General features: G+C 65.7%; 10 protein-coding genes and 1 tRNA gene. 5 read left to right on the forward strand and 6 right to left on the reverse strand.

Annotation, left to right across the window (positions count from 1 at the left end; genetic code table 11):
• Positions 1–104: 104 nt before the first annotated feature.
• The gene (locus QPK29_RS07135; RefSeq protein WP_371770625.1) at positions 105–1,559 is read left to right on the forward strand and encodes an HD domain-containing phosphohydrolase; all 1,455 of its coding nucleotides are present in this window, start codon (positions 105–107) and stop codon (positions 1,557–1,559) included.
• A 57-nt stretch (positions 1,560–1,616) separates the two neighbouring features.
• On the opposite strand, the gene QPK29_RS07140 is transcribed toward QPK29_RS07135, so the two are convergent.
• From QPK29_RS07140 to QPK29_RS07165, 6 genes are all read right to left on the reverse strand, one after another.
• On the reverse strand, positions 1,617–2,204 hold the full coding sequence (locus QPK29_RS07140) for a 50S ribosomal protein L25/general stress protein Ctc (RefSeq protein WP_371770626.1): 588 nt from the start codon (positions 2,202–2,204) through the stop codon (positions 1,617–1,619).
• A 192-nt stretch (positions 2,205–2,396) separates the two neighbouring features.
• Positions 2,397–3,347, reverse strand: coding sequence for a ribose-phosphate pyrophosphokinase (locus tag QPK29_RS07145; RefSeq protein WP_056126570.1), 951 nt, complete (start codon positions 3,345–3,347; stop codon positions 2,397–2,399).
• A gap of 161 nt (positions 3,348–3,508) precedes the next feature.
• Positions 3,509–3,585: transfer RNA gene (locus QPK29_RS07150), tRNA-Gln, on the reverse strand.
• A gap of 73 nt (positions 3,586–3,658) precedes the next feature.
• On the reverse strand, positions 3,659–4,558 hold the full coding sequence (gene ispE / locus QPK29_RS07155; protein ID WP_371770627.1) for a 4-(cytidine 5'-diphospho)-2-C-methyl-D-erythritol kinase: 900 nt from the start codon (positions 4,556–4,558) through the stop codon (positions 3,659–3,661).
• 1 nt (position 4,559) lies between these two features.
• Complete coding sequence (locus QPK29_RS07160) at positions 4,560–5,168, reverse strand: outer membrane lipoprotein LolB (protein ID WP_371770628.1); 609 nt, start codon at positions 5,166–5,168, stop codon at positions 4,560–4,562.
• Between the two features lie 64 nt (positions 5,169–5,232).
• On the reverse strand, positions 5,233–7,020 hold the full coding sequence (locus QPK29_RS07165) for a tetratricopeptide repeat protein (protein ID WP_371770629.1): 1,788 nt from the start codon (positions 7,018–7,020) through the stop codon (positions 5,233–5,235).
• Between the two features lie 165 nt (positions 7,021–7,185).
• Between QPK29_RS07165 and mutM the strand changes: the two genes are divergently transcribed.
• The 4 genes from mutM (at position 7,186) to QPK29_RS07185 (ending at position 11,603) form a co-directional block, all read left to right on the forward strand.
• A complete protein-coding gene (mutM, locus tag QPK29_RS07170; protein ID WP_056126562.1) occupies positions 7,186–8,019 on the forward strand; it encodes a bifunctional DNA-formamidopyrimidine glycosylase/DNA-(apurinic or apyrimidinic site) lyase in 834 nt (277 codons plus the stop codon).
• A gap of 37 nt (positions 8,020–8,056) precedes the next feature.
• Positions 8,057–9,991 carry a dynamin family protein gene (locus QPK29_RS07175; protein ID WP_371770630.1) on the forward strand — a complete coding sequence of 645 codons (1,935 nt, stop codon included), beginning with the start codon at positions 8,057–8,059 and terminating at the stop codon, positions 9,989–9,991.
• A gap of 3 nt (positions 9,992–9,994) precedes the next feature.
• On the forward strand, positions 9,995–11,104 hold the full coding sequence (gene mutY / locus QPK29_RS07180) for an A/G-specific adenine glycosylase (protein WP_371770631.1): 1,110 nt from the start codon (positions 9,995–9,997) through the stop codon (positions 11,102–11,104).
• Positions 11,105–11,234: 130 nt separating this feature from the next.
• A complete protein-coding gene (locus QPK29_RS07185) occupies positions 11,235–11,603 on the forward strand; it encodes a VOC family protein (RefSeq protein ID WP_371770632.1) in 369 nt (122 codons plus the stop codon).
• The last annotated feature ends 39 nt before the right edge of the window (positions 11,604–11,642 follow it).

An 11,642-nucleotide genomic window follows, 5' to 3' on the forward strand; every position in this document is an offset into this window, starting at 1 on the left:
TGTGTCGATGGAAGCCAGTGTAGAGAGGCGGACCGAACCGCGGTATCGGTCGATCGACCGACCCCGACCTTGCCGCCACGCGCCATCGTCGTTACAGTACCGGGATGCAAATCGACAACACCGTCTCCGTCGAAGACGCCGTCCAGGCCCTGGCCCTCGTCGGCGACCTGTCCATGGGCCAGCCGACCGATGGCTCCATCCGCGCGGCACGTCTCGCGGCGCGCCTCGCGCAGGCCGACGGCGCTACGCTCGACGCCTGCTGCCATGCGCGGCTCGTCGCCCTGTTGCGCTGGTCCGGCTGCACGGCGAACGCCTCCGGCTTCGCGACCCTGCTCGGCGATGACGTCGGCGGCCGCGACGCCATGCTCACGCAGACGCTGCCCGCGGACAATCCGCTGACGGTGCAAAGCGTGACGCCGCTCGCACGCATCCACTGCGAGGTGTCGGGCGACATCGCCGGCCTGCTGGGTCTGCCGGCGGAAGTCGAGGCCGGGCTGCGTCACGTCTGGGAACATTACGACGGCAATGGCCTGCCGGAACGGTTGCGCGGATCGGCCATCCCGACCGTCGTCTTCTACACGAGCCTGGCCGGCGACCTCGAGATTCTCGCGCGCACGCATGGCCTGGCCGCGGCGCTGCAGATGATCGACCGCATGGCCGACCGCAAATATCCGGCGCCGCTCACGCGCCTGCTTGCCGATCACGCGCAGGCGTGGCTGGACGAACTGGACACGCCGGCGCCAGCGGCCGTCGACCCGCTACTCGCGCGGCACGTGCCGCTGTCCATCGTGGCCGACATGATGGAGTTGAAGCTGCCGTGGCTCGCGGGCTACTCGCGTCGCGTGGCCGAGCTGGTGGAAGCGGCGGCCGCGCGCGCGGACCTGTCCCCGGCGCAGCAGCAGAGTCTCGGCCGCGCCGCCCTCATCCACGGCATGGGCCGCGCGGCGGTATCGAACACGATCTGGGAACGGGAGGGAAAACTCAGCGCCGCCGACTGGGAAAAGATCCGGCTCGTGCCGTACTGGACCGCGCGGGCCGGCGTCCAGATCCCGACCTTGCGTCTTGAAGCCGCACTGGCGTCGCACGCCTACGAACGGCTGGACGGCGGCGGCTATTTCCGCAACCTGGATGCCGATGGGCTCGGCCTGCCGCACCGCCTGCTGGCGGCCGCGTGCGCTTACGTGGCGCTGTGCATGCCGCGGCCATGGCGTCCGGCGTATTCCCAGGATGAGGCTGCGCGCGTGCTGGCCGAGCAAACACAATGCTTCGATGCAGACGCCGTACGCCACGTCATCGAAGCGGCCGGCGTCCCGGCGGCCGGCGTCCCGGCGGCCGGCGTCCCTGCCCCGGCGGCGCCGGCCCGCAGGAGCCTGCTGTCCGAGCGCGAAATCGAAGTCCTGCGCCGCATCAGCCTGGGCGAAAGCAACAAGGAAGCGGCACGGGTCATGCAGATCAGCCCATCGACGGTGCGCACGCACGTGGAAAGCATCTTCCGCAAGCTGGCGTGCTCGACGCGGGCCGCCGCCACGCTCAAGGCGCTGACCTTGGGATTGATCTGAAAAACAAAAAACCCGCCGGACTCGCGTCGCGGCGGGTTTTGTGATGCGGAGTAAAAATTACTCTGCAGCGGCTTCGGCCGTTGCGGCACCGCGCGGGATCGACGAGGTGGCGACGGTCTGGTCCTGGCCGTGGGCCACGACGGTCACGCCTTCCGGCAGGGCCAGCTGCGACACGTGGATCGACTGGCCGGCTTCCAGCTTCGACAGGTCGACGGTGATGAATTCCGGCAGTTGGCCCGGCAGGCAGGACACGTCCAGTTCGTTCAGCACGTGCGACACGATGGCGCCGCTCAGCTTGACTGCCGGCGAGACCTCGGCGTTGACGAAGTGCAGGGCGACCTTGGCGTGGATCGGCTGCGAAGCGTCGACGCGCTGGAAGTCAGCGTGCAGGACCAGTTGCTTGTATGCGTGCATCTGGAAGTCACGCAGCAGGACTTTCTGCGTCTTGCCGTCCAGTTCCAGATCCAGGATCGAACCGTGGAAAGCTTCTTTCTTGAGCGCGTGGAACAACGCGTTGCCATCCAGGGCGATCAGTTCCGGGGCAGCAGCGCCACCGTAGATGATGCCCGGGGTCTGGCCGGCGTTGCGCAGGCGGCGGCTCGCTCCGGTCCCCTGCTGAGTACGTGCAAATGCGACTACTTTCATGGTGTTACTCCAAAGTGTGGGCCCGAATGCCGGCGCGTGCCGGCCCGGTTGCCCGGGTTGTGATGTCCCCGCGACCAGGGACATCGGTAAAGAGCGCACTCGCGCACGCTCAAGAAATTCTGTAAACCTTTGATACGTCAACGGCGCGCCGGCTTTTCAGCCAGGCGCGCCGCGCTTGCAACTTGTATTCGATCAGTCGACGAACAGCGAGATGACCGAGTCGCCCTTGACGATACGCTTGAACGTCTCGGCCAGCAGCGGTGCGCAGGTCAGCTGGCGGATCTTGCCGCAAGCCTGGGCAGCCGGGCTCAGCGGGATCGTGTCGGTGACGACCAGTTCATCCAGCGGCGAGTTCGCGATACGCTCGATGGCCGGGCCGGACAGGACCGGGTGCGTGCAGTACGCGACGACTTTCTTCGCGCCACGCTCCTTGAGGACTTCGGCGGCCTTGGTCAGCGTGCCTGCGGTGTCGACCATGTCGTCCATGATCACGCAGTTGCGGCCTTCGACTTCACCGATGATGTTCATGACTTCCGACACGTTCGCCTTCGGGCGGCGCTTGTCGATGATCGCCAGGTCGCAGCCGAGGCGCTTGGCCAGCGCACGGGCACGCACCACGCCGCCGACGTCCGGCGACACGACGAGCAGGTCGTCGTAGTTGCGCTTCTGCAGGTCACCCAGCAGCAGCGGCGATGCGTAGATGTTGTCTACCGGGATGTCGAAGAAGCCCTGGATCTGGTCGGCGTGCAGGTCCATGATCAGGACGCGCTCGACGCCGGCTTCCTGCAGCATGTTCGCGACGACTTTCGCCGAGATCGCGACACGCGCGGAACGCGGACGGCGGTCCTGGCGGGCATAGCCGAAGTACGGAATCGCCGCGGTGATGCGGCCAGCCGATGCGCGCTTGAGAGCGTCGACCATCAGCATGATTTCCATCAGGCTGTCGTTGGTGGGGGCGCAGGTCGATTGCAGAACGAAGACGTCCTTGCCGCGAACGTTCTCGTTGATTTCGACCATGACTTCGCCGTCGGAGAACTTCGAAACTACGGCTTTGCCGAGAGGAATGCCGAGGTTTTTTGCGACCCCTTCTGCTAGCGCCGGATTGGCATTGCCGGTAAAAACCATCAGGTTTTCGTAAGCCATGGGAGTCCCAGAGATGTAAGAAGCGTTGAAAGAACTTGAAAAGCAGCTAATCGTCGGATGATTAACGCTGAACCACAAAAAAAAATGAGCCGCTCATTGGCGGCTCCATTTTTATCTGCCTGCTGGAGCACGTGTCATCATCAGCTCAGGCAAAGAAACTTTGGCAGGGGAACAAGGATTCGAACCTTGGTATGCCGGAATCAAAATCCGGTGCCTTAACCAGCTTGGCGATTCCCCTACACTGAAACTTACAGCTTGTCGCTGCACTCGATTATTATATCGTCAAATGCGTCGACAGGCAAAATTTTATTCTACAACGAATGGGTTTGCAAGAGCATTTTCATCGGATGTCGCTGCAACGCTTTCGCTTTCCACGCTCTCCACCGGGCCGGCACATGCTTCAGTACCTGTTCAGCTTCATGCTCTGTGGAAAATGCGCAAAACACGCACGAGCCCGAACCAGTCATCCTGGCCGCTCCGTAACCGCCCAACCATTCGATCGCCTCTGCTACCGGCGGGAACAAGCGGGCTGCCACGTCCTGCAAATCATTTTTCCCGAAGCCAATCAAATCGTTCGATTCGACATGTCGTCTGGAAAAGTCCGATATTGTGATGGCTTTCGTGTTTCTTGTCAAATCGGTCGCCGTAAAAATTGCAACGGTGGGGACAGAGACGCCCGGTTCGATGACGACATACCAGCAATCCGGCCCCGGCACGGCCTGCAATGCCTCCCCCACGCCTTCGGCGAATGCCGTCGCGCCGAACAGGAAAAACGGGATGTCCGCGCCCAGCGGCAAGCCCAGCGCGATCAACTCGGCATCCGTCAGGCCGGCCTGCCATAAATGATTGGCCGCCATCAGCGCCGTGGCCGCGTCGGACGAGCCACCACCGAGTCCGCCTCCCATCGGCAGGCATTTCTCGACGGCGACGTCGATACCGGGCGGCAGGCGGCCGTGGCGGCGCTGGTATTCCGCCTGCAGCGCGCGCAGCGCGCGGACGATCAGGTCCTGCTCTTCCGGCACGCCGGGCACATCCGTCGTGCGCACGATGCGCTCGTCGCTGCGCAAGTCGAAGTGCAGCGTGTCGCTGCGGTCGATGAGTTGAAACACGGATTGCAGCAGGTGGTAGCCGTCCGGCCGGCGGCCCACGACGTGCAGGAACAGGTTCAGCTTGGCCGGCGCGGGGCAGTTGTGCAGGGACGTCGGCGCCATGTCACGCCACCGGATCGATCACGATGCGGATCGTCAGCGCATCGCCGACGGCCGTCGTGCTGCGCTCGGCATCGATGCGGCGCGGCATCGGGGCGCCGCCCGGGCCGTTCTGCCATTCCACGAAACGCAGGCGCCAGCCATCGTTCGTGACGACGCTGTCGTGCGCGGGCGACGCCGTGAAACGCTTGCCGCTCGCGTCGACGGCATAGCCCTGCAGCCAGTCGCGCAGGCCGCTCACGGGCAGGGTCCAGCCGAGGGACTTCGCCGTCAGCGTGTCGATGTCTTTTTCCACGCGCGGCGCGCGGCCGGACTGTTTCAACGTCGCGGTCTCGGGCGTGACCGTGATCTCGGCGACGGTCTGGCCCAGCGGCGAGAACAGGGAGACGTCGATGCGGCCAGGGCGCTGCGCCCACGTGAAATTGCCGTTGATCGATTGCGGCTGGCCATCCTTCTGGTAGTTCGCGGCCAGGCGGCCGTTCAGGTCGATGGTGTCGCGGTAGGCGCCCACCTGGGCGGTCGGGTTGGCCAGCGGGACGTTGGCGGTGGTGGCGCAGCCGGCCAAGGACGCGACGCAGGCGGCGGCGATAACGAATCGGGAAAGTGAATGCATCGGCATGAAGTCAACAAGTCGAATGAACCGACGGACGCCGCAGCGTCCGTCGATTGTCATTATTTCACAGAGTCTGGTGCAGGCGCGCCAGTGTGCTCTTCAACGCGTCATTCTTCGGATCCTTGGCTTGCGCTTCGCGCCACAGCTTGCGGGCATCTTCTGTCTGGCCCTTCTTCCACAGCACTTCGCCCAGGTGGACGGCGATCTCCGGATCGTTGCGCAGCGTGTAGGCCTTGCGCAGGTGGGTCTCGGCCTCGTCCAGCTTGCCGAGGCGATAGTTCACCCAGCCCATGCTATCGAGGATGAACGGGTCGCCCGGCGCCATTTTCAGGGCCTTGGAGATCAGTTGATAGGCTTCCTTCAGGCGGATGTTGCGGTCGGCCAGCGAATAGCCGAGCGCGTTATAAGCCTGCATATTGTCCGGCGACTTGGCGATCACTTTCCGCAGCGCCTTTTCCATCACGGCCGTCTTGCCCATCTTTTCGGCCATCAGGGCATAGTCGTACAGGAAGTCCGTATTGTCCGGGAAGCGCTTGACGCCCTGCTCCATCAGCTTGAACGCGTCCTTGGCCTGGCCCGCGTCGCGCAGGATTTGTGCTTCGACGAGGACGATCTGCGCCTGTTCCGTCTTGTCGTCCGTCTTCAGGGTGCCCAGCAGCTTGCGCGCGCCGGCGACGTCGCCCTGCTTCGCGGTCAGCTGGGCGCGGCGCAGTTCGGCGCCGAACTGGACCTTCGGATCCTCGGTGTCGAGCCGGTCGAGCCAGTCGGCCGCGGCCTTGTAATCGCCCCGTTCCTCGGCGATCTGCGACAGGATCATCACGGCCTTCGTCGGGTCGCGCTCGTCTTCCGGCGCCTTGTCCATCAGGTCCACGAAGCGGCTGAAATATTTTTCCGCGGCCGTACGGTCGTTCATCTGCATCGACAGGATGCCGAGCGCGTACAAGGTGCCCGGATTGTCGGGCTGGGCTTTATCCAGCGTGAGGAATTCCTGGCGCGCGGCCTCGTACTGTTTTTCGTTGACGAGCAGGCGCGCGTACGCGGAACGCACTTCGCGCGCCTCCGGGTGGGCCGCGAGGAAATCCTTCAGCACCTTGATGGCGCCGCCTTCGTCCTCGCTCACCTGGGCCGCGGTCAGCGCGGCGATCTCGGAATCGGGCTTCAGTTGCAGGGCCGTCTGCGCCTCGCGCCTGGCGGCCGCCTTGTCGTTGCGCGCCAGCGCGGCCTGGGCCAGCACGACGTGCGTTTCCATCAGGTTGCCATACGGCGCGACGAGGCGCTCGAGCATGGCGCTGGCCGCCTCCTTGTCCTTGGCACGCAGCAGCAATTGCTGCATCTGGAACATGACGAGGCCGCGCGCGCCCGGGGTCGCGTCCGCCAGACGCTGTTTCAAGATATTTTCGGCCTCGCCGAGGTTGTCGGAGAGGATGACCAACCCCAGATAGTACTGGCTGGCCTCTTCGGAGTCCGGTGCGTACTGGCGCCACAGTTTCACGGCGGCGAGCGCGTCGTCGGCCTGCTTGGCGGACAGCGCCATCTCGGCGGCGCGTTTGGCCAGGCGCGGGTCCTTCGTCTGCTGGGCCAGGCTCATCATCGTCAGGTAAGGCCCCTGCCAGTCCCCGTTCTTGTAGGCCATCTCGGCCTGCATGAGCTGGCTCATCATGGCCGGGGTCATCTCGACGTTGGGGAGCTTTTCGGCCTGTTCGCCTTCCTTGGCCTGGTCGGGATGGTCCCGGGTTTCGGCGGCGGCGAGCGGCTGGTCGGACAGGTCCGGGGCCGGTTGCTGCTGCTTGGGAGCCACAGCGCAGGCCGACAGCAGTGCGGAGAGGGTTACAATGGCGAAAGCGTTTTTCAAGGCAAGTCCCACGTCATCGAGATTGTCCGATTCTACGCCATGCACCCGCCGCGCGTGCGCCGCTGCAACACGAATTTACATTCCGATCATTTCAAAGGATCGCTTCAACATGTCCAGGGCAAGGAGCTGCAACACCGCGCTGGACATTGTTAAGCGAGACCATACATGCCTGAATTACCAGAAGTCGAAGTGACGAGAAGAGGTGTCGCGCCTCACCTGGAAGACCGCATCGTCGAGGACGTCGTATTGCGCCGCGAAGGCCTGCGCTGGCCGTTCCCCCCGAATCTGCGCGAGCTGCTCGCGGGCCGCCGCATCCTCGGCACCGGCCGGCGCGGCAAATACCTGCTGCTGACATTCGAACATGGCACCTTGATCGTCCACCTGGGCATGTCCGGTCATTTGCGCGTGCTGCCGGAGGGGATCGAGCTGAAGAAACACGACCACTTCGACCTCGTCGTGCGCGGCCCGGAAGGCAGGCGGGTGCTGCGCCTGCACGACCCGCGCCGCTTCGGCGCCGTCCTCTGGCACGATCACGACGACGGCGAGCTGGAGCAGCACGTGCTGCTGCGCGGCCTGGGCGTGGAACCGCTCGAAGACAAGTTCTCCGGCGCCCTGCTCCACCAGGCGACGAGAAACCGCAGCGCCCCGATCAAGCAGGTGCTACTCGCGGGCGACATCGTCGTTGGCGTCGGCAATATCTATGCGTGCGAGAGCCTGTTCCGCGCCGGCATCAACCCGAAGACGGCCGCCGGCAAGATCAGCCGCGCCCGCTACGACAAGCTCGCCGAGGCGATCCGCGACATCCTTGCCGCCGCGATCGTGCAAGGCGGCAGCACGCTGCGTGACTTTATTGCCGTAAATGGTCAGTCAGGCTATTTCCAGCAGACATATTTCGTCTATGATCGTGCAGGAGTTCCTTGCCGCAACTGTGGCACGCCGGTCCGCCAGATCAAGCAGGGCCAACGGTCCACGTTCTACTGCGCGGTCTGCCAGCGGTAAGGCCATCGACGAGGAACGGGACACGCGGGACACCGATATGCAGGATTTGCAACAGTACGCGCACTGGCGCACGCAGGTCGCCCAGGCGCTGGAACAGTATCGCAGCTGGGCCCAGGGGGCCGAGCTGCTGGACGGGGCGGCGGAACAGCGCGTCGCGCGTGCGCTCGCGCGGCTGCGCGACGACCGGCTGTCGGTCGCATTCGTGGCCGAATTCTCGCGCGGTAAATCCGAGCTGATCAACGCCATCTTCTTTGCCGACTACGGCCAGCGCATCGTGCCGTCGAGCCCCGGGCGCACGACGATGTGCCCGACCGAATTCGCGTGGGAGCCGGCGCTCGTCCCCTGCATCCGCCTGCTCCCGATCGAGACCCGCGCCGAGCGCCTCGCGACGGGCGACTATCGCGACGTCCCGGATGCGTGGACCGTGCTGCCCCTGGACCTGTCCGCGCCGGAGCGCATGCACGAGACCTTCCTGCAGGTGAGCCTCACGCGCCGCGTCGCGCCGGCCGAAGCGCAGCGCTACGGCTTGTACGATCCCGACGACCCCGACCTCGCGGCGACATTGGGCCCGGACGGCCTCGTGGAAATCCCGCGCTGGCGCCACGCGCTGATCAACGTGCCGCATCCGCTCCTCAAGCAGGGCCTCGTGATCCTCGACACGCCGGGCCTGAATGCGATCGGCACGGAGCCGGAGCTCACGCTGAACCTGATCCCGAACGCGCACGCCGTGCTGTTCATCCTGGCCGCCGAGACGGGCGTCACGAAGAGCGACATCGACGTCTGGCGCACGCATATCAACGCCGATTCCGGGTCCAATGCGGGCCGGATCGTCGTGCTGAACAAGATCGATGCCTTGTGGGATGAACTGAGGACGCCGCAGGACAACGACGCCGCCATCGCGCGCCAGCAGCATGACGCCGCGCGCCTGCTGGGCGTCGCGGATGCGCAGGTGTTCCCGGTGTCCGCGCAAAAAGCCCTCGTCGGCAAGATCACGGGCGATTACGCCCTGTTCGAAAAGAGCCGCATGGGCGCGCTGGAATCGGCGCTGTTCCACGAACTGATCCCGGCACGCCAGGACATCCTGCGCCGCCAGCTGCAGGACGACCTCGCGACGTTGACGGGCGCCCAGTCCGCGCTGCTTGCCGCGCGCGGGCGCGACCTCGTCGAGCAGCTGCAGGAACTGCAAAGCCTGCGCGGCAAGAACCAGGGCGTGATCGCGCACATGGTGCGCCGGGTCGAGATGGAAAAGAAGGAATTCGACGCCAGCCTGTTCAAGCTGCAGGGCACGCGCGCCGTGTTCACCACGCTGTCGACGGCGCTCTACTCGATCATCGGCATGGAGGTCGTGCAGGACCATGTCGACGCCGTGCGCGCCGCGATGGAAGCCGCGCGCTTTTCGACGGGCATGCGCGCGCCGGTGCGCACGTTCTTCGACCAGGCGCGCGCCAACCTGGCTGCGGCGGAAGCAAAAATCGCCGAGATCGCGGCGATGATGGAGACGATGGTGCGGCGCTTCTCCGCCGAGCACGGACTTGCGCTGGCGCTGCCGGCCGCGCTGTCGCTGGAACGCTACCGCCGCGAGATCGATGCCATCGAAGCGATCTACGTAAAGCAGTTCGGCACGGCGACCCTGCTCATCACGAGCCGCGGCACCCTGCTCGAACGCTTCTTCGACACGATCGCGTCGCGCATCAAATTCGCGTTCCGCGAAGCGAACGGCGATGCCGAGGCGTGGCTGAAGATGGTCAATGCGCCGCTCGAAGCGCAGATCCGCCAGCACCGCGACCAGCTGCGCCACCGCCAGGCATCGATCCAGCGCATCCTGGAAGCCACCGACAGCCTGGAACAGAAAATCGCCGCCTTCGAGGCGGCCCAACACGACCTGGAGCAGGTCAAGGCGCGACTCGCGAACTTGTCCGGCGCCGTCGCCGACACGCTGCGCGCCGACCTGCCCGAATTGCGAGCAGCCTGATAGATGAAACGCAGCACCGACACCGAAATCCTGTCCGACCCCAGCTTCTCGCGCGCCGTCATCGACTGGCAGCGCGCCCACGGCCGCCACGCCCTGCCCTGGCAGAACACGCGCGACGCGTACCGCATCTGGCTCTCCGAAATCATGCTGCAGCAGACGCAGGTGACGGCGGTGCTGGGCTATTACGCGCGCTTCCTCGAGCGCTTCCCGACCGTGCACGACCTCGCCGCGGCGCCGGCCGAAGACGTGATGGCGCACTGGAGCGGCCTCGGTTACTACACGCGGGCGCGCAACCTGCACGCGTGCGCCAGGCGCGTCGTCGCGGACTACGGCGGCGTGTTCCCGAGCGACCCGGCGCTGCTGGCGGACCTGCCCGGCATCGGCCGCTCGACGGCTGCCGCCATCGCCGCGTTTTCCGCCGGTGCGCGCGCCGCCATCCTGGACGGCAACGTGAAGCGCGTGTTCGCGCGCGTGTTCGGCATCGACGCATACCCGGGCATCAAGCCGGTGGAAGACGCGCTGTGGCGCCGCGCCGACGCGCTGCTGCCGGAAGGCGACGGCATCGAGGCGTACACGCAGGGCCTGATGGACCTGGGCGCCACGCTGTGCACGCGCGGCAAACCGGACTGCGACCGCTGTCCGCTGCGGGACCGCTGCGTGGCATTCGCGACCAACCGCACCTCGGTGCTGCCTGTGCCGAAGCCGAAAAAGGCGACGCCGGAGCGGCGCGCGCTGATGCTGGCCGTCGTCGACAACGGCCAGGTGCTGCTGCAGCAGCGGCCGGATTCCGGCATCTGGGGCGGCCTGCTGTCGCTGCCGGAATACGATGGCCACGTGGCGCTGGACGAGGCGGACGACGTGTCGCCGACGACGCTGGCCGGCGCCGCCGGCGAGTTCGGCACGGTGGCCGAAGTGGAACCGCTGCTGCCGCTGGTACACGGCTTCACGCACTACCGCCTGCACATCCAGCCGTACCGCATGGGAGTCTCCGCGCGCGGCGAAACGCCGCCGGGCCACGTATGGTGGGACCTGGCGACCATCACGGACGCCCCGCTGCCGGCACCGATCAAGAAGCTGCTGGGGCAACTGGCGGCCCCATCGCTGTTCAACTAACACCGGGGTCAGAGCCCGATTTTTGGCAATTGCCCAAAATCGGGCTCTGACCCCGGTTTGCTCTCCTGACAGGAACTGACAGTGGTCCGGCCTAGACTGGCCGCACTGTCAACCAACGAAGGAGAACACCATGCTGACCCCGACCTACACCATCCTCTACGTCGCCGATCCGCAGGCCAGCGCACGCCTGTATGGCAAGCTGCTGGACGCGCAGCACGTCGAATCGTCGCCCACGTTCGTGCTGTTCCCGCTGGAGAATGGCCGCATGCTGGGCCTGTGGGCGAAGTCCGATGCGGTGCCGGCCGCCGACTTCCACGGCAGCGGCAGCGAGCTCGCGTTCCGCGTGCCCGACGACGCACAGGTCGATGCGCTGCACGGCAAGTGGCGCGAGGCCGGACTGCGCATCCTGCAGGCGCCGGCCAAGGTGGATTTCGGTTATACGTTCACCGCGGCCGATCCGGATGGACACCGTCTGCGTGTGTTCGCGCGCGGCGAGTGACATACCACCGTCGCCCCCGCGAAGGCGGGGGCCCAAGTT

The organism is Massilia orientalis (assembly GCF_030411975.2).
Classification (GTDB): Bacteria; Pseudomonadota; Gammaproteobacteria; order Burkholderiales; family Burkholderiaceae_D; genus Telluria; species Telluria orientalis.